Source organism: Halopseudomonas xinjiangensis (genome assembly GCF_900104945.1).
GTDB lineage: Bacteria > Pseudomonadota > Gammaproteobacteria > Pseudomonadales > Pseudomonadaceae > Halopseudomonas > Halopseudomonas xinjiangensis.
On record NZ_LT629736.1, the window covers coordinates 1,688,461 to 1,706,784 of the forward strand.

Annotated in this window: 18 protein-coding genes; 9 read left to right on the forward strand and 9 right to left on the reverse strand. The window is 60.8% G+C overall.

The features are described from left to right. Positions 1–122: 122 nt before the first annotated feature. Both BLT85_RS07710 and BLT85_RS07715 read right to left on the reverse strand, forming a co-directional pair. Entirely contained in the window at positions 123–3,158 is a 3,036-nt protein-coding gene (locus BLT85_RS07710) for an efflux RND transporter permease subunit (protein WP_231701566.1), read from the reverse strand. Then, positions 3,155–4,249, reverse strand: a complete 1,095-nt coding sequence (locus tag BLT85_RS07715; RefSeq protein ID WP_093392823.1) for an efflux RND transporter periplasmic adaptor subunit — start codon at positions 4,247–4,249, stop codon at positions 3,155–3,157. The genes BLT85_RS07710 and BLT85_RS07715 overlap by 4 nt, the downstream gene beginning before the upstream one ends. 115 nt (positions 4,250–4,364) lie before the next feature. Between BLT85_RS07715 and BLT85_RS07720 the strand changes: the two genes are divergently transcribed. Together BLT85_RS07720 and wrbA are read left to right on the forward strand one after the other, a co-directional pair. Then, complete coding sequence (locus BLT85_RS07720) at positions 4,365–4,997, forward strand: TetR/AcrR family transcriptional regulator (RefSeq protein WP_093392826.1); 633 nt, start codon at positions 4,365–4,367, stop codon at positions 4,995–4,997. Between the two features lie 49 nt (positions 4,998–5,046). Continuing rightward, a complete protein-coding gene (wrbA, locus tag BLT85_RS07725) occupies positions 5,047–5,649 on the forward strand; it encodes an NAD(P)H:quinone oxidoreductase (protein ID WP_093392829.1) in 603 nt (200 codons plus the stop codon). Positions 5,650–5,700: 51 nt separating this feature from the next. On the opposite strand, the gene BLT85_RS07730 is transcribed toward wrbA, so the two are convergent. Then, a complete protein-coding gene (locus tag BLT85_RS07730) occupies positions 5,701–6,393 on the reverse strand; it encodes a pirin family protein (RefSeq protein WP_093392832.1) in 693 nt (230 codons plus the stop codon). Positions 6,394–6,480: 87 nt separating this feature from the next. Then, on the reverse strand, positions 6,481–7,737 hold the full coding sequence (locus BLT85_RS07735) for a D-serine ammonia-lyase (protein ID WP_093392835.1): 1,257 nt from the start codon (positions 7,735–7,737) through the stop codon (positions 6,481–6,483). 65 nt (positions 7,738–7,802) lie between these two features. On the opposite strand from BLT85_RS07735, the gene BLT85_RS07740 reads away from it, so the two are divergent. Both BLT85_RS07740 and BLT85_RS07745 read left to right on the forward strand, forming a co-directional pair. Then, entirely contained in the window at positions 7,803–7,970 is a 168-nt protein-coding gene (locus BLT85_RS07740) for a DUF2897 family protein (RefSeq protein WP_093392837.1), read from the forward strand. Between the two features lie 49 nt (positions 7,971–8,019). Further along, a complete protein-coding gene (locus BLT85_RS07745; RefSeq protein WP_093392839.1) occupies positions 8,020–8,550 on the forward strand; it encodes a DUF2058 domain-containing protein in 531 nt (176 codons plus the stop codon). 39 nt (positions 8,551–8,589) lie between these two features. Here BLT85_RS07745 and rloA3 read toward each other — a convergent pair whose 3' ends face one another. Together rloA3 and BLT85_RS07755 are read right to left on the reverse strand one after the other, a co-directional pair. Next, positions 8,590–9,270 carry a retropepsin-like aspartic peptidase RloA3 gene (rloA3, locus tag BLT85_RS07750; protein ID WP_197673878.1) on the reverse strand — a complete coding sequence of 227 codons (681 nt, stop codon included), beginning with the start codon at positions 9,268–9,270 and terminating at the stop codon, positions 8,590–8,592. 115 nt (positions 9,271–9,385) lie between these two features. After that, complete coding sequence (locus tag BLT85_RS07755) at positions 9,386–10,153, reverse strand: substrate-binding periplasmic protein (RefSeq protein ID WP_093392842.1); 768 nt, start codon at positions 10,151–10,153, stop codon at positions 9,386–9,388. 318 nt (positions 10,154–10,471) lie between these two features. Here BLT85_RS07755 and BLT85_RS07760 point away from each other — a divergent pair, with 318 nt between their 5' ends. From BLT85_RS07760 to tal, 4 genes are all read left to right on the forward strand, one after another. Continuing rightward, a complete protein-coding gene (locus BLT85_RS07760; RefSeq protein ID WP_093392844.1) occupies positions 10,472–12,118 on the forward strand; it encodes a methyl-accepting chemotaxis protein in 1,647 nt (548 codons plus the stop codon). Between the two features lie 176 nt (positions 12,119–12,294). Continuing rightward, positions 12,295–12,990: a NirD/YgiW/YdeI family stress tolerance protein gene (locus BLT85_RS07765; RefSeq protein ID WP_093392847.1), complete on the forward strand. Its 696-nt coding sequence runs from the start codon at positions 12,295–12,297 to the stop codon at positions 12,988–12,990. A 242-nt stretch (positions 12,991–13,232) separates the two neighbouring features. Beyond that, positions 13,233–14,267 carry a tRNA dihydrouridine(20/20a) synthase DusA gene (gene dusA, locus BLT85_RS07770; RefSeq protein WP_093392849.1) on the forward strand — a complete coding sequence of 345 codons (1,035 nt, stop codon included), beginning with the start codon at positions 13,233–13,235 and terminating at the stop codon, positions 14,265–14,267. A 47-nt stretch (positions 14,268–14,314) separates the two neighbouring features. Then, positions 14,315–15,265, forward strand: a complete 951-nt coding sequence (gene tal / locus BLT85_RS07775) for a transaldolase (protein WP_093392851.1) — start codon at positions 14,315–14,317, stop codon at positions 15,263–15,265. Here tal and rssC read toward each other — a convergent pair. Together rssC and BLT85_RS07785 are read right to left on the reverse strand one after the other, a co-directional pair. Further along, positions 15,254–15,739 (reverse strand): anti-sigma factor antagonist RssC, encoded by a 486-nt coding sequence (rssC, locus tag BLT85_RS07780; protein WP_093397524.1) that lies wholly within the window; start codon positions 15,737–15,739, stop codon positions 15,254–15,256. The two genes, tal and rssC, sit on opposite strands and share 12 nt — an antisense overlap. Continuing rightward, positions 15,739–16,926, reverse strand: a complete 1,188-nt coding sequence (locus BLT85_RS07785; protein ID WP_093392853.1) for a PP2C family protein-serine/threonine phosphatase — start codon at positions 16,924–16,926, stop codon at positions 15,739–15,741. The genes rssC and BLT85_RS07785 overlap by 1 nt, the downstream gene beginning before the upstream one ends. Positions 16,927–17,156: 230 nt before the next feature. Here BLT85_RS07785 and BLT85_RS07790 point away from each other — a divergent pair, with 230 nt between their 5' ends. After that, the gene (locus BLT85_RS07790) at positions 17,157–17,462 is read left to right on the forward strand and encodes a PilZ domain-containing protein (protein WP_093392855.1); all 306 of its coding nucleotides are present in this window, start codon (positions 17,157–17,159) and stop codon (positions 17,460–17,462) included. A gap of 18 nt (positions 17,463–17,480) precedes the next feature. Here the strand turns inward: BLT85_RS07790 and BLT85_RS07795 are convergent, their stop codons facing one another. Next, positions 17,481–18,206 (reverse strand): MlaA family lipoprotein, encoded by a 726-nt coding sequence (locus BLT85_RS07795; RefSeq protein WP_093392858.1) that lies wholly within the window; start codon positions 18,204–18,206, stop codon positions 17,481–17,483. Between the last annotated feature and the right edge of the window lie 118 nt (positions 18,207–18,324).

Consider the following 18,324-nt stretch of genomic DNA (forward strand, 5'->3'; position numbering starts at 1 on the left):
GCGGTACGGGTGGGGTGCACCCTGTCATCTGAACTGGCGCGCATTTTAACCATTCCCCGAAGCGAGTCAAGCAGTTAGCGCATATTTTTATCACGCACTGCCAACTCACCGGCTCGCCCGCTTCAGACCGGCTGCGCCGCCGTTGGTCGAGCGGCTTGGGCGTCGGATGCCAGTGTCAACCTGCATACCGCTGGCACCACCAGCAGCGTCAGCACGGTCGACGCCAGCAACCCGGAAATAATCGCCCAGGCCATCGGTGGCCACAGCGTCGAAGCCGAAAAGGCCAGCGGCAGCAACCCCGCAATCGTCGTCGCGGTCGTGAGCAGGATCGGCCGGGTCCGACGCGTCACCGCCTCGGCTACCGCGTCGCCTATCGACAAGCCCTCGCCCAGCCGCTGATCGACCACATCGATCAGCACGATGGCGTTGTTTACCACGATACCCACCAGCGCGATGATACCCAGCACCGACTGGAATCCGAACGGCGACCCGGACAATACCAGCCCGGGGAAAACGCCGACGCTGGCCAGCGGCACGGTCAGCAGGATGATCCCGACCCGTCGGAACGAGTTGAATTGCAACAGCAGGAAAAACAGCAGCAGCAGGATGCCCACCGGCGCAGTGGTGAACAAGGCGCGGTTGGCGTCGCCTGAGCCTTCGCTATCACCGCCCAGTTCCAACCGGGTACCAGCCGGCAAGGGGTTGGTTTCCAGGCGGGTCTGCAACTGATCTAGCACCTGGCTGAAGCTGTAGCCGTCCTCAAGACCTGCTGTGACCGTATACATCCTGGCGCCATCACGCTGACGGATGCTCGCTGGCTGCCAATCGGCATCGATTCGGGCGACTGCGGTCAGCGGCACGCCCTGCCCGGCTTCATTGAACACCTGCGCGGACATCAACCGCTCAACGCTCTGCTGTGTCCCTTCGCGTGAGCGCAGGACCAGCGGGATCGGGTCCAGCTCCTGGCGGTATTGTTCGGCGGTGAAACCGAGACTCTGGGTGAACAGCGTACGTGCTACATCGGCACGGGTGACCCCATGGCGCTGCGCCAGCGCATCATCCACCTCGACCTTCAGCACAGGCACGCCCAGATCGATATCGTGACGCACGTCCACCGCCCCCTCGCTCTGCTTGATCAAGGTGAACACGTGTTCGGCAGCGGCGATCCGCTGGCGATCGTCGTGATGGTAGAGACGAACCTCAACCGGCGCCGCACGCGGCGGACCCTGCCCCAGGGTACTGGCTACCACATCCAGTTCCGGCATGGTTTCGGCCACGTGATGACGAACCCAATGGATGACGCCGGTGGTGTCGGCAAGTTGCGAGGTGGTAACCACCAGCCGCGCCCGATTGGGTGCCTCGGGTGCACGCATCAGGTTGTAGTAGAAACTCGGACCCGCCGAGCCGACGAAGCGGTGTACGGACAGTACATCTGGTCGCTGGCGAAGGCGCTGTTCCAGGTCGGCCGCAACGGTTTCTGTACGCTGCTGATCGGTTCCTTCCGGCATGTACAGCTCGACCACCACCAGCGGACGATCAGCGTTGGGGAAGAACTGCAGTTTCATCAATGGCGTCAGTGCCAGGCTGGCCAGCAGCACGACGGCCCCGAACGCGATGACCCGACGCGGCGCGCGGGTGGTGAGCCTGGCCAGACGTGAGCCGAGTGCCTCCATCCGATCCCCGCGACCGGGCCGCGCAGGTTTGAGAAAGCGGCCAGCCAGCAACGGCGCCACGCTGATCGCCAGCAGATAGCTGACGATCAGCGTGAGCATGATCATGACCGGAATCCCGCGGGTGAAGTCGGCAGTGCCCCCCTTGGACAGCAGCATGGGCGTGAACGCAGCAAGCGTGGTCGCCGTGGAGGCGCCGAGCGGGCCGGCCAGCTCATGTATTCCGTTACGCACCGCATCGCGGGACGTCTCGCCACGGTTCAGCCGATCCTGGATGTTTTCGACCATGACGATGGCGTTGTCGATGAGGATACCCAGCGAGATGACCATGCCGATCACCGCGATCTGGTGCAGTATCCCACCGCCCAGGTCGTAGATACCCAGGCTGATCAAAGCGACGAGGGGCAGCATGGCCGCCACCAGCACGCCCATACGCCAGCCCATGCCGAGCAGCACGACAGCCACGATAATCGCGACGCTACCGATGAGATTGGCTTCCAGGCCATCGAGACGCTCCTTGACCTGGTCTGGCTGAAAGAACATTTCGTCGATATGCAGCGGCTCGAAATCCGCGCGAACCAGATTCAGCCGCTCGCGCACGGCGCTGCCGAAGCTGATCGCATCGACCTGCCCCCGCTGCGCGGTCAGCTCCACCAGCACTGCCTGTTCGCCATCGAACCACGCCCGCGGTTGCATGGGCTCCTGTGGGCCACGCCATATCTCGGCGATGGCCGCCAAGGGCACACTGGCACCGTCAGGCAGCGGTATCTGCGTCGCCCTCAATGCATCCAGGCTGGCGAATTCACTGTTGGGCAAAATGCCCAGGCGCTTGCCACCTGCCTCGACGAAGCCGCCGGGTATCACCTGGTTGCGCTGGGCCAGCAGCTGAGCGAGATAACCCGGGGAGATGCCCAGGCGCTGAAGCTCGGCATCCTGGATGGCAATAGTGATCTGCTCGTCGACATCACCCGACAACTCCACGCGCGACAGCCCGGGCAGGTCGGCGAGCTCCCGTTTGAGCCGCTCGGCCTCTTCGCTCAGCCGGACCAGTGAGGCATCACCACGCACCGCCAGGATGATGGCGGGAATATCGATAAGCCGATCATCCAGAGCCACCTGGCCGACACCGGCCGGGAATTCCAGACGGGCTCGCTCCATTGCCTGTCTGACCCGATCCCAGGCCGAATCAGTGTCGTAGATTTCATCCTCGAGATGGATGGTAACCAGCGCGACACCCGAGCGGGCGGTCGCCATGAAATGCTCGATTTCCTCGACCTGGGAGAGTTCGTCGGACAGAGGCTCGAGCACCAGACGCTCGACCGACTCGGCTATCGCGCCCGGATAGATCACGGTGATCATGCCCGAGCGATAGGGGAAGCTCGGATCCTCCTGTCGAGCCATGGTCAGATAAGAGGCGACACCCAGCAAACAGAGCATCACCACGACCATGCCGATCAGCCTAGGCCTGACGAGAAACCCGGCGTTCACGGCAGAAGCTCCACTGCATCACCCTCTGCCAGCCGCGTCAGCCCGGCGTAAACCACCCTGTCGCCTACCTGCAGCGCCTCCCCGCGCAGCACTGCCCGCTCGCCTTGCAGCGAGCTGACTTCCACCGCTATCCGCCGGGCACGGTCCTGTTCAACGCGAAACACCGCCAGCCCAGTGGGCGAGCGCATGATGGCCGAGACCGGTACGCTGGTCTGGGCAAGCCGGGAAGCCTTTAGCCCGACCTCTACTCCGTCGCCGGAACGAGCCACGTCACCATCCAATCCAACCACCAGGGGGTACAGGGACCCGCCCGCCGACGAGCCAAGACCTATATCGATGATGCGCCCAGCACTTTCTGCACCAGTCAGGCTGTTCCAGACGGGTAGCGTCTGCCCGGTTTCCAGGCCGGCTAGCAACCGTGCCGGTACACTCACTTCGACCTCGTGGCGATCAAACGCGGCCAGACGCATGACCATCTGACCAGGCGAAACGAATTCGCCTGGTTCCACCTCGAGCGCTTCGATGCTGCCAGCGAAAGGTGCACGCAGTTCGGTCTCACGCTGCAGCTGCTGAGTCTGGCGCAACGACGCCCGCGCGCTCGCCATTCCCGCCTGCAAGGCTTCCAGACGGGACCGTTGCTGCTCCCGCTGCTGAGTGGACACCACGCCACGCTCGAACAACTGCTCGGAGCGCTGCAGATCGCGTTCGGCCTGGGCTGTCTGCGCCTGTAGCTCGGCCAGTCTTGCTTTGGCCGCATCCCGGGCCGGAAGCAGTTCGGGGTTGTAAAGTGTGGCCAGCAGCTGACCCGCCTCGACTCGCTGCCCGAGCTGTACCGGCCGCTCCTTCAGCACCCCTCCAACCTGGAAGGTCAGGCCGGCGCGCTGGCGAGCGCGAACCACCCCGGCGAAACGCAAAGGCTCACCGATTTCTGCGCGGCTGACCTCGGCGACCCGTACCGGCACGGCACCAACTGGAGTCATCTCGGCAGCATCGGCGTTGCTGTCTCCGCCACAGCCAGCCAGGGTCGCGACACCGAAGGTGGCGAACGCGATAAGAAGGGTGAACCGGGGAACACACGAGGGGATCAACATGGCTTTGGCTCCGCAAGAGCTGGACGGTGATTAACATATTGTCAGTTATTGACACTTTGTCAACATGCCGCGCACACTTGCCGCTGAGCAACATAAAACCAGTTGTGAGGACTACATGAGCGCCGATGAACGCCGCGAGCGGGAAAAACAGGAACGTCGAGTCAGCATTCTCGATGCAGCCGAACAGGTGTTCTTCACCAAGGGCTACGACAAGTGCTCGATGGACGAAATCGCTCGCACCGCGCAACTGAGCCGAGCCCTGCTCTACGTCTATTTCAAGGATAAGTCGGCGATGATGCGCGGTATCATGCTGCGCGCTGTGGAGTGCCTTCGCGATCGCTTCGCCCGGGCAATCAGTGAGGCCGAACTGGGGCTCGACCAGGTCGGCAAATTCGGCCAGGCCTACTACGATTTCAGCCGTGAAGAGTCGCACTATTTCGACGTGCTGACACAGATCAACACCTTTCCTCATCTGAGCGAAGACGACGAACACAGCGAGGCGCTGCGGTGCTGCGCCGAAGACGTGATGGGCCTTATGGTCGAAGCGCTTCAGCGTGGCGTGGCAGACGGCAGCCTCAGCCGCGACCGGGTGCGCGATCCGATGATGACGGCATTCTATCTGCGCGGCGCATTGCACGGCGTGATCATGGAAACCCGGCAGGCAGACCAGAAAGCAACGCAGCTACCCGACGCCGCTGAACTTATCTGCTATACCATCGACGCACTGGGGCAATCGCTCCGCCCTTGATAGGCAATCTTTCCTACACTGGGGGCACGTCAATCAACCGGAGAGAAGCATGGCTAAGATTCTTGTGTTGTATCACTCGATGTACGGGCACGTGGAGATTCTGGCGAACGCCGTCGTCGAGGGTGCCCGCCGGGTTTCGGGGACCGAGGTCAGCGTGAAACGCGTACCGGAGACCATGCCTGAAGATGCGTTCAAGGCTGCCGGCGGCAAGACCGACCAGGCCGCGCCTATTGCCTCCCCCGCGGAGCTCGCCGACTATGACGCCATCATCGTCGGCACACCTACCCGGTTCGGCAACATGAGCGGACAGATGCGAACCTTCTTCGATCAGACCGGCGGACTCTGGGCCAAGGGTGCGCTGCGCGGCAAGGTGGCCAGTGCGTTCACCTCGACCGGCACCGGCGGCGGTGAGGAAATGACCATCACCTCGACCTGGACCACACTTGCCCATCATGGGATGGTCATTGTGCCGATCGGGTACGGCGTACCGGAGATGTTCGACATATCGAAGGTGCGTGGCGGCACGCCTTACGGCGCGGGCACCGTCGCTGGAGGAGACAACTCGCGACAGCCGAGCGAAGACGAACTGACCGTGGCGCGGCACCAGGGCGAATTTGTCGCCCAGATCACCAGCAAGCTCGCGTCCAACTGATCCGATGACAGCGGCCGGGCGAACACCCGGCCTTTGCTCGGCACTCGAGCTTCAGGGCAGGTCGAATACCAGCGCCCTGACGGACGCGTCCTGAGCCCGGAATACCATCGCCTCGACCTCCGATGCCTGCAGCCCATCTCCCGCTTTGAGGACCTCGTTGGCCGCCTCCAGCGGGCCATCCACCACGTGCACGTATAGCTTGCGGCCCGCATCCAGGGACAACGGGGCGCTGTCGCCGGGGCCGAGCAACAACTGATACAGACGCGCATCCTGGCGAATGGTCAGGCTGGAATCAGAGCCGTCCGGGCTCGCTACGAGGGTCAGACCCGGCTCCAGACCGAAGTCCTTTTGTTGATAGCCAGGCTGCTCATCTCGCACATTCGGCTCGATCCATACCTGCAAAAATCGCAGCGGGTCGGCGGACGAACCGTTGTATTCACTATGTGATATCCCGCTGCCGGCCGACATGAGCTGAAATTCGCCCGCTGGCAGCCTTTCCACGTTCCCCTCACTGTCTCGGTGTCGGATTTCCCCGGACAGCACGTAACTGATGATTTCCATGTTGCGGTGACGATGGGTGTCAAAACCGGCACCTGCCGCGACTTCATCGTCGTTGATCACCCGCAGTGCCGAGAAACCCATACGCCGGGAATCGTGATAATCCCCGAAGGAAAAACTGTGCTGGCTGCGCAGCCAGCTGAACGCCGACCGGCCCCGTTGATGACTGCGAAATGTTTCGATCATGACTCGCTCCCTTGGGCGGAGACAGGGGGAATGACGCACTTTTCGCGGAAGTCAACTGGCGAGCCAGGGCAGATAGGGCGTCGGCTTCTACCCCTGCAGCCACTCATCGAACACCTCCGCTGGCACCAGTCCGCCTCCGGTGCTCCAGAGCACGTGCGTCGCGCTATCCAGGTTCACTTCGTTTGCCTTGCACCACGACCGCCCCGCCTCGGTTTCGGCAAGCCATCGCGGGCCCGCAAAGCCCGCCGCGGCAGACGGTTCCAGTCGCTCACCCAGTTTGTCCCATGCCAATCGAAGATAGTCCGGCAATGATTCGTCGGCCACGGTGAACACTCCGGCCAATCGGCTGGCCATGCATGTTGCCGCCAGCATCGACGCCTGCGCCACCGCCAGACCGTCGGCGAGCGTCTGATTGTCCAGCCCTACGTCATACACGGAAACAGGCGTCTCGAGGCCTGAAGCCAGCTGAGCCAGCACGCTCGGCGAGGCGACAGGCTCGGCAAACCAGCAGTGCACCGAATCACCGAAAACCTGTTTCAATCCATAGGTAATTCCGCCTGGCGCCCCGCCCACTCCACAGGGCAGATAAACGACTAGCGGCCGTTCACGGGACACCTCGATCCGCTGATCAGTGAGCTGCTCAGCGAGGCGCCGGCCAGCTACTGCGTAACCGGCAAAGAGCAGCTCGGAGCGCTCATCATCGACAAAGTGCGCCGCCGGGTCGGACTCTGCCTCGCGGCGCCCGGCCTGCACGGCCTTCGCATAGTCACCTGAGTGCTCGACGACTTCGGCGCCCTTGTCGCGCAGCAGCTGCTTTTTCCACTCGCTCGCGTCACGAGACATATGCACCTGCGCCTTGAAGCCCAGTGCCCTAGACAGCAGACCGATGCTGATCCCCAGATTGCCGGTGCTACCGACGATCAGACGGTGAGATTCGAAGCGGCTGCGCCACTGATCACCGGCCAGCTCGCCGAAGTCTTTCCCATCCCAACCCAATCTGTGCGCAACGCGTTCGGCGTAAACCAGCACTTCATGGAACCCGCCCCGGGCCTTGACCGATCCAGCCAGCGGCATCCGGTGGTCCGCTTTCAATAGCCAGCGCCCCTTGCCGTCCAGAGCTGCGCGTAGCGGCTCGGCATCAAGCAGAGGCGATTCCACCAGTCCGTCGCTTCCCTTCAGGACCTCGATCGTGCGCGACAGAAGCGCTCCCGCGCGGTCAAAACGGTCAGCAGCCTGGTCGACTGCTTCCGGAGGGAATGTCTCCTGGAGCATGTCATGGCGCGGATTGATCCAGAGAGTGGGTTCGCGCCGGGACAACGTATCCAATAAATGCGTTTTGAGCATGGGCTTGCCTTGAGCGGTCGACTAGACTTTAGCTTAGACACCTTCACCGCAATACGGAGCCACGAATGCCCTTGATTGGCTGGTTTTTCCTGCTTGGGGCTGTCGGCATGATTATCGGCAGCCTGCTCGTGCTTCGCGACACGGCGAACAAGCAGCCTATCGATCCGGAAAAGATGAAGCGCATCAAGGAGCGTCAGGCCGAGCTCGAAGCGCAGGAAAAGAACCGGGATTAGCGCTAGAATCGCCCTCCTCAACCCAGCTCAAAGCAGGTAGCAGCACAGCATGGTCAACTCCCTACAAGCCCAGTTGCTCAAGGCCGGACTGGTCGACGAGAAGAAGCTCAAGCAGGCCCAACGGGCCAAGAAGAAGCAGGCCAAGAACGAGCCCGAGAAAGTTCACAACCCCGCCGAGGCAGTAGAAAAGGCTCGCGCCGAAAAGGCAGAGCGGGACCGGCAGTTAAACCAGCAACGCCGGGAAGAAACCGCAAAGAAGGAACGCGAAGCGCAGGCAAAGCAGTTGATCGACCAGGGCAAGGTGGACCGCGCAGGCGGCGAGACGCCGTATCAGTTCGTGATGAAGAACAAGGTCAAGAAAATGCACGTGACGGCGGAGCAGTTCGACAAGCTGAGCCGTGGCAAGCTGGCAATCGTTCGCCTGTCCGGCAACTTCGAACTGATTCCCTTGGACGTGGCGGAAAAGGTGATGGAACGGGCACCGCACTGGCCGGTGGTGATCGCCAAGGTACAAGCTGATACACCTGCCGACGATGATCCGTACGCGGCATTCAAGGTTCCCGACGATCTGATGTGGTAACGCGCCTCGGGCGGCTCGAAACGAGCCGCCCGAAAGCTATCAGTCGTCGTTGTCGTCTTCGGATTCTTCCGGATCGTCCATATGGCTGTCGTCGACCAGCTTCTCGTCGTCCTTCATCCGCTTCTGCTTGGTGCGCTCGTCATCTTCTGCAGCCTTCGGGCAATTCAGCGGCAGCATGAACGTCTGCGACACATCGATCAGACCGATGTGTTCGATGGTGCGACGGCCGATCAGCACCGGATAGGTCATGTCGCCACGATCACGTAACGTAAATTGCTCTTCATACACCTTGTCGCCCAGGCAGATCGACATTTGCACCACCGGGCGGCGCTCCTTGCCACCGGCACCACGGATCAGCACACGGCGATAGACCGGACGCTCGAACTTCATGGTCACCATCTCCTCGGTGTCGGCGTCACGCACCGGTACGTCATAGCGCACCCACTCTTTGCCCTTGCGCTTGAATTTCTCGATGTTCACCGCGTGCATGGATGAGGTCAGTGCGCCGGAATCCACCTTGATCTTCACCGCAGCACGCTCGGGCAGCACCCGGCCCTTTTCGATCCAGCCAACCACCACGCGACCGGCGAGCTCGTCTGAGGTGGTGATCGAGGAAGCCATCTCACCGCTGACTTCTCGCTCAGCGTAGGCGACGGAGCTCTGAAAACTGACAGCGGCACATAGCGCGGCGACAGAACACAGTTTGTAAAACGACAACATAGGAAATCCTTTGAGGGGAGACGTCGGGTAGACCCGGCTCGGGCTGTAAAGTGCCGGTGCGCGCATTCTATCCAAACCAACGAAGGTGCCAAGGGGCCAGCCTGCGAATGGGGGTTCAGGGCTGTGTCTGATTGATTCCGTTGTGCTCGAGGATCAGACCCAGCGCCCCGGAATCCTGCAGTTGGTCGACGTATGCCTTCATTTGCGCCAGCCCCGGCTCTGCCCCACTGCGCATCAACAGAAAGTGCTGGTAGTACTGATCGGCCTCCTCGGCGATCAGCAGCCGGCTTCGGTAATGCGGGTGCCTGGAGAGATAGGCTTCGAGAAAGGATTCGGTGACTACCGCCATGTCCACCCGTCCGCGCAGGACCATCTGGATGTTGCTTTCCTGCGAAAGCGTCAGTACCGCATTGTGTACATCGCGCAGATGATTGGGGTCCGCGATGAAGCCAGCGAAGGCGTAGTGGTATCCGCTGAACAGCGCGATGCGCTTGCCTTGCCGATCGTCGAAATAGTCCTGGGTGCGGCTATCCTCGGCCAGCGCGATGAACAATGCCCGGCTCAGCACGACGCCGTCGATGCTTTGAGTGTCCTGCCCTTGCCAACCCCACGCCGGGTTTTCGAAAAACAGCATGTCGAAGTGGCCCGTTTCCAATTCGCGGTAGCGTCGTGCAGCAGCCGTAGGCACGAACTCGAAGTGGTACTCGGACTGCATGGCATTGAGCCGATCGATGAGATCGAGCGTTACGCCGGTCCACTCGCCTTCGGAACTCACCTCGACGAAAGGCGGAAAGACATAACCGCCTACCCGCACGGTAGCCGGGTTAGCCAAGGCAAGCGTCGCAAGGCTCCACAGCAATAGAATTCGTGCGCAAAAGGACATGGGAAGCTCTTGTTATCATCGATGGCACATCGCCATACGGAGAGTATAGGAGACTTCAGGCGTACGCACACTCGACTGGCATGATCACCTTATGTTTTGACCACTCATCGGTTGAATTGATACCCGGCGAAATGAGGTTGCGAGGTCGCCAAGGATCGTCCAATAATCTGACGCCAGATTGCCATCGCACCCTCGAAAAAGCCGCTCAGGTTTTTCTCGTTCGTGTCGATATAACTATAAGCAGCTCGTCTCGCCTTGATATACATAGGATGGCGGCTCTAAAAAAAATAATGCTCGAATGGAAGTGGGAGAGACTCAATGAAGCTGTTGCGCAGCATCAACATACGTCAGCGAATCTGGTTGATTCTGATCGTGGCGCTGGTCGGCATGCTGGCCCTGGAAGCGGTGTCTCTGACACACCTGCGCTCGGAAATCCGTAATGCCGAAGTCACCAAAGCGACGCATCTGGTGGAGGTTGCGCATGATCTGCTTGCCCATTACCACGGCCTGCAGCAGCGCGGCGAGCTGAGCGAGGCCGAGGCCAAGACCCAGGCCCTGGCTGCGTTGCGCGTTTTACGATACGGCGGCAATGAGTATTTCTGGATCAATGACATGAACAACATCATGATCATGCATCCTTTCGCGCCCCAGACCGAGGGCACCGACCTGTCCACCATGAACAATCAGCATGGTGTCTCGGTCATCAAGGAAATGGTCGCCCTGGCGCGCAAGGAAGGCACGGCCAGCTTCGAATACAGCTGGGCCAAACCGGGCCAGACACCTGGCGAAGATCCCGGCTCACGCAAGCTTGCCGCGTTCAAGCATTTCACCCCGTGGGGCTACATGATCGGGACCGGTATCTTCCTCGACGACATGCGCGCTAAGGTGGTCCAGCAGGCCGTGCAATCGTCGGCCATCGTGCTAGGCCTGATCGCCATCATGGTCATCATCCTGTACATCATCGGCAGCAGCATTTCGCAACCGCTCAACCGGATTGTCGAGGCCATGCGCAACGTCGCCAGCGGCGAAGGCGATCTCACGCGCAAGCTGGACGACGACGCCCACGACGAATTGTCACTGATCGCCCGACACTTCAATCAGTTCACCGGCAACCTGCGCAGCCTGGTGCAACAACTGGGGGACAGCGCGCGGCAGCTGATCAGCGCCAGCCAGCAGCTCGATGGCATCAGCAACAACAGCCTGCGTGACATGACTCGCCAATCCGAGCGCATGGAGCTGATGGCCACTGCGATCAACGAGATCACCTACGGCGTGCAGGATGTTGCGCAAAATGCCAACGCAGCTGCGCAGGAAGTCGAGAATGCCAACGAGGGCGCAAACAATGGCCGGGTGCAGGTTACACGCACCATCGAGCAGATCGGTCACCTGTCGACCAGCGTCAAGACTGCCGTTGCGCATATGGAGACGCTATCCACCGATGCGAACGAGATCACCACTGTCCTGGACGTGATTCGCAACATCGCCGAACAGACCAACTTGCTCGCCCTCAACGCCGCTATCGAGGCCGCGCGAGCCGGCGAGATGGGCCGTGGCTTTGCCGTGGTCGCCGACGAAGTGCGCAACCTTGCCCAGCGCACCCAAAAGTCCACCGAAGAGATTCACAACATGATCACCAAGCTGCAGAACAACACGCAGACGGTGGTGACCGTGATCAACGAAAGCAGCCGTTATTCGGAGCTGAGCGTTCAACAAGCCAACGCAGCCGGGGAAGCGCTGGACCTCATCGCACAATCGATGCAGCAAATGGTGGAATTGAACGCATCGATCGCCAGCGCCACCACCCAGCAGTCCACCGTGGTGGAAGACGTCAACCGCAACGTGACCGAAGCAGCCGAGCTGGCTCGCGAGACCACCGACGGCGCGCAGCAAACTGCCCAGGCTAGCCAGCACCTGGCGCAGCTAGGCCAGCAGATCGACAATCTGGTCAGCCGTTTCCGTACCTGACGGTGCAAAAGCAGCGGCATTCGCAAGGGTGCCGCTGCCCTGCCCTTCTATTCCATCTTTCCCTTCTTCCTTCTGTTACTCGGGCAAGCGAGCCCGGTGAACTCTGACAAATCGTCTCTGTCGACCGCACTGAGAGCCAAGTCGGCTCATGTATCCACCAAATCAGCGGAGGAAACATGATGAAGAAACAGACATTCGCCCTTGGGTTGCTCACCTCGGCTTTGGTTGCCGCTCCCGCAATGGCGCAATCGCCCAAGCAGCAGCCGGACGACTCCTGGGTTTCAATCAGCGGTACGGTTGTTGACTCGGAAAACGATGAGTTCACGCTTGACTATGGCCACGGGCAAATCAGCGTCGAGACCGATGACTGGGAATGGTATGGCAACGAGCTGCCACTCCTGCCAGGCGATGTGGTAACCGTGTATGGCCAGGTCGAGAAACACTTGTTCGTGGACGCGTCCATCGAGGCTGACAGCATCTATGTGGAAAGCCTCGGCACCTACTTCCATCCTTCACCAGCTGCTGACGTGACAACCTTCACTGTCATGGATGTGACGCCGGTAACGCCTGTTGTCGTCGGGAACCTGGTATTCACCGGCACCGTGGAAAACGTCAAGGATCGGGAGTTCACCATCAACACCGGCGACCTCCAGCTCACCGTAGACACCAGCGACATGGAGAACAATCCTCTCGACGACCAGGGCCGCCTGAAAGTAGAGAAGGGAGACACCGTCTCCGTGCTGGGCGACCTGGGCACCGGTGTGATCGGCGATCGTAAGCTGCAGGCCGATAGCATCGTCATCCTCGAAGAACGCAACCAGCAGAATCAGCAAAACCAGAATAATCAGCAGCAACAGAAACAGAGCGGCTGATGTCCCCTCAGGCCGGCTAGTCCGAGCGGGCTGACTGGCCTCGCTCTATATACGTGGAGTACCAACACCGAGCGTCAGGGCAGAATAGCCATTAGTTATCCCTGCCTTGAACCGGTCACGAGACCGACGTACCATTTCGGCCCGCCTATCGGACGGCCTGACCCCACCAGACCGCTGCCCGCGGCATCGGCTTCACCGGGCACGGCCCACTACGTCCCTCACCGGCAGGATGACCATCAAGCATGCAAGCGAAACGTTCGGCAGATCCCATCATCACGCGCCCCGGCCCGTCCCGGCGGTTCTGCGTGGCGCCAATGATGGACTGGACGGACCGGCACTATCGCTATTTCGCGCGTCTTGTCAGTCGTCACGCCCTGCTCTATACCGAGATGGTCACCAGCGGGGCAGTACTGAAAGGTGATCGCGAACGACTTCTCGGTTTCGACGTTGCTGAACACCCCCTGGCGCTTCAGCTCGGCGGCAGCAATGCCAGCGAGTTGGCGCAGTGCGCAACCATTGCCGAGGAGTACGGATACGCTGAGGTGAATCTGAACGTCGGCTGCCCAAGCGATCGCGTCCAGAACAACCTGATCGGTGCCTGCCTGATGGCACATCCGCACCTCGTCGCAGAGGCCGTCGCCGCCATGAGAGATGCGTGTTCGCTGCCCGTCACCGTCAAGCACCGCATCGGCATCAACGGTCGGGACAGCTATGAGCAGTTGGGTGATTTCGTCGAAACCGTCCACAAGGCAGGCTGTGAAACCTTCATCGTGCACGCACGCATCGCCATTCTCGAAGGGCTCTCGCCCAAGGAAAACCGCGAGATTCCGCCGCTGCGCTACGAGGTGGTCCACCAGCTCAAGCGTGATTTCCCCCAGCTGGAGATCATTATCAATGGTGGCCTGGTCGACATCGAAACCATCCGGACCGAGCTTGAGCTGGTCGACGGCACGATGGTTGGAAGGGAGGCCTATCACAATCCCTATCTGCTGGCCGATGTCGATCGATTACTGTTTGGCGACGACGCGCCGGTCCTCAGCCGTCTCGATGTGCTTCGCGCGATGCGCCCCTACATAGCCAGGCATCTGGCAAGCGGCGGTCAGATGCACCATGTCACCCGGCATATGCTTGGCCTGTTCCAAGGGCTGCCCGGTGCGCGGCATTTCCGCCGCCAACTCAGTAGCGAAATCCACCGCCGCCAGGACCCTCTCGGGCTGTTCGACGAACTGATCAGCGAGATGAGCGCCCGTCTGGAGCAGCGGGATTGCCCCGCCTGACAGCGCTGAGGTAAGGTCGGAGCATACCCACTGATATGATCCGACCAATGACAAGCAAACTAGACAGCCTCAAGCAACACACACTCATCGTCGCCGACACCGGTGACATCCAGGCCATTCGGACGTTGCGCCCCCAGGATGCAACCACCAACCCTTCCCTGCTCCTGAAAGCTTCCGGCCAGGCGGAGTATCACCACCTACTCGACGATGCCATAGCGCGTGCTAAAAACAGCGCCAGTCCGGTGGTCGAGGCGTGCGACCATTTCTCCGTCGCCCTGGGCAGTGAAATCGTCAAGCTGGTTCCTGGCAGAGTTTCCACTGAAGTCGACGCCCGGTTGTCCTTCGACCGCGAAGCCACGCTGGACAAAGCGCGTGACCTGATCGCGCGCTACGAAAAATTCGGCGTCACTCGCGACCGGGTACTCATCAAGATCGCCTCCACCTGGGAAGGGATTCAGGCTGCCCGCGAGCTGGAGAAGGAGGGCATTCAGTGCAACCTGACGCTGCTCTTCTCATTCGCCCAGGCGCAAGCCTGTGCCGACGCCGGCGCATTTCTCATATCGCCTTTCGTTGGCCGTATCTACGACTGGTACAAGCAGCGCGACGGCCGTGACTTTACCGGCATCGAAGATCCCGGCGTGCAATCGGTCGCTCGTATTTACCGGTATTTCAAGCAGCATATGTACGACACGGTGGTGATGGGCGCGAGCTTCCGCAATATCGGGCAGATCGAAGCGCTGACAGGCTGCGACCGCCTGACGATAAGTCCCGCCCTGCTCACGCAGCTCGCCGGAGAACAAGGCGAGCTGTCCCAGTCTCCGTTGCTGACCAGCGGCTGTGAAGACCAGCTTGAGCGGCTCGACGAGAAACGCTTCCGCTGGGAACACAACGAGGATGCGATGGCCACCGAAAAACTGGCCGAAGGCATACGCACGTTCGCTGCGGATCAGATCAAGCTGGAAAAAGTGATGGCGAAACGCGCTGGATCAGCGGCTTGATTCCAACGAACTGACGAGGTCGCGGAAAGCTTCGCGGTTGTTGTCGTTGAGGTTCATCAGGATGCGATGGGCCTCGATGACCTTGTCACGGACCAGGTCCTCGGAGAGGATTTGCCCCGGCAGATCGGCAAGCTCGGCATCGGTGGGTGTACTTTGCGACACGATGTGGAACACCTGATCGAATCCCATGCTGTAAAGCAGGCGATTCATGTCCTCGTTGTGGGATACCAGCGTGGGCAGCAAGCCGACCTTCTGCTTGGACAGGATGGACAACTTCGCCAGCAGGCCTAACGAGGTGCTGTCTATTCCTTGAGTCTCGGTCAGGTCGATGATGATCGACTCGAAGCTCAAGGCGCTGAAAATCTTCTCGATATAGGCGTCCAGCGCCGCGCACAGAGTTAAGCGAACGTCGCCGATGAATTTCAGGACGAAGGTTCCCTCCGATTCTGCGAACTGGATCTTGCCGGTACTCATCATGCCGGATTCCTGCTAAGCACCAAGACTGAAATGTCATCGGGCATGGGTCTGGACGGATCCAGTCCCAGCCGCTCCATGAAGCGACGCATCTCGCCACCCGCCTCGGCAACCCGAGTGGGCAGGCGCTGCTCCTTTTCTCTAAGCGTAGTCCCTTCCAGGCAATCGAGCACACCATCGGAGCAAAGCGTCAGACTGAAGCGGGGCGGCAGATCAATGGTGTGATCTTCATAGCTCGCATCGTCGAACAGCCCGACCGGGCGCCCCTTGCCCTGCAGGTAACGCGCCTCACCCTCGGCAAACAACACCGGCAGCGGTAGATGGCCGCCGATACTGTAGGTGAGCGTCTGCGCGGCCTCGTCGATGACGCCGCCAAGCATGGTCACATGCTTGCCGAGCTTGCAGGCGATAAGGCTACGGTTGATATGCCCCAGCACGTCCGACGGCTTGAACGCTACCGGACCAGCAACGTCCTGCTTTCGCTGCTCGTACATCAACCGGGTAGTCATGAATTTCAGCAGCACCGTGACGAAGGCCGAGGACGCTCCATGGCCGGAAACATCGGCCAGATAAAACCCCAGTTGGGTATCCGAAACGCGGAAGTAGTCGACGAAGTCGCCTGAGAGATACAACGAGGGGATGATTCTATGTTCCAGCCGGTACTCACCGCTATTCCAGGGCGAAGCAGGAAGCATGTTCAGCTGAACCTGCCGGCCCGCCGCCTGATCATCCTTGAGCTCCTTCAGGTGAAGCTCGAGCTCGCGGTTGACGCGTTCGAGTCGCTCGCGGATGCGCTGATTCTCCAGGCGCAGGCTGGCACGGTCCAGGGAGCGTCGTACGGCATGTTCGATGACCGGGGCATCGGCAGGTTTGATCAGATAGTCACTGGCGCCCAGACGCAGCGCCTCGACTACATCGCCCATGCTGCCCGCGGCGGAGGAAACGATGACCGGCATGTCCGGATCGAGCTCGGTAATCTGGCGCAGCAGTTCGAAGCCGCTCATGTCGGCGATCTGCAGGTCGCACAGCACCAGATCCGGACGTTGCCTGCCGAGCAGAGCCAACCCGTCTGCTGCAAGCCCCGCCTGCAATACATTGAAACCACTTTCTTCCAGAGAGTTGGCGACGCGCTCACGGATCGCTGCGTCGTCATCTATTACCAGCAATGTCGTGCCAGGAAGCTGCATAGAGTCCCTACGTCATTACCGTGGAATCAGGCATTCCGCGGTCACAGGGGTGTGTTTGTATGGCGCCGGTCGAGCCGACCTTATATTGGGGGCAAACAGTACTCCCATACTTTGCCGCAGGCAACCGTTCCTGGCTTCCCGGCTCTTGTAACCCAGGGGGCCTGCAACTAGCATGAGGAGGGCCAAGAAGTGTCGTCAGCCAGACCTGCCAGGCGCCCACGGAGAACGTCATGTCATTCCACGACCAGCAGTACAGTGAAAAGCGCGACTACATGCGGATGCAGGTACAAGCCACGGCAGTCATGAAACTGCCCGAACTGGGTGAAACCCTGGCCGTGCAATGTCACGATCTGTCGAGCCAGGGCATGCAGGCCACATCCGAGCTTGCCGTAGCGCCAGGCACGGCAGTGGAAGTCTCGATTCCGTCACCCAATCCGCACTTGCCGGGCCTCGAAGCGAAGGGCAGCGTCGTTCGCTGCTCCGAGGACGAGGCCGGCCGGCACATCCTCGGCGTCCAGTTCGACAGCCTGGGATAAACCCGGGCTGCCGAATCATCAGAAGTCGTCGACGACCGCACCATCCTTTACCTTGAATTCGCGGTTCTGCAGATAGGCGTTGCGTATGAACAGGTAGCGATCTCCGCGGATCAGCCGCTCCTGTGACAGCAGAGCTGCCCGCGTGTCGACCATGTCGAACCCAAATGCCGTGTTGCGGGTCGGTACGTGATCGACCTGGTCCGGGTAGGTGTAGCCGGCGAAGCCTTCGGGGACGCGCACCAGGCCATCACGCAAGGTCGAGGGTCCGAGCAGCGGAAGAACGACGTAGGGTCCGCTCGGCACGCCCCAGCTGCCAATGGTCTGGCCCAGGTCTTCATCGTTTCGCTGCAGCCCCATACGCGTTGCCACGTCGAAAAAGCCGCCCAGACCCAGGGTCGTGTTGAACAGGAAGCGCGCCGTGTCGATGCCCGCGTCGTGGAATTTGCCCTGCAAGGTATCGTTGACCAGATTCTTCGGTTCGCCGAGGTTGGCGAAGAAGTTGGTCACACCGTCGTCAACCAGCTGCGGTACGACCGAATCGTAGGCACGCGCAATCGGTTTCAGCGTGAAACGGTCGACGGTGTCGTTGAAGCGGAATATCGCGCGGTTTACCGGTTCCCACGGATCCGGGTTGGCATAGCTTTCATATTCATCGTATTCGTCCTGGGCATGGACCGGGACGACGACGAATACGCCAGCAGCTCCTAGCAGGCAGACCGAGAAGACGCGCTTGCAGAGGTTCATCAGGCTCTCCGTTTCAGGTTGTGGCGCTCGTGCCGTGCGCCTGCCCGCCATTCTCTTATGAGCGCGGTCAATACACAACCGACGCGGCGTGCACCGCTGGTGTCACCAAACAGTCACG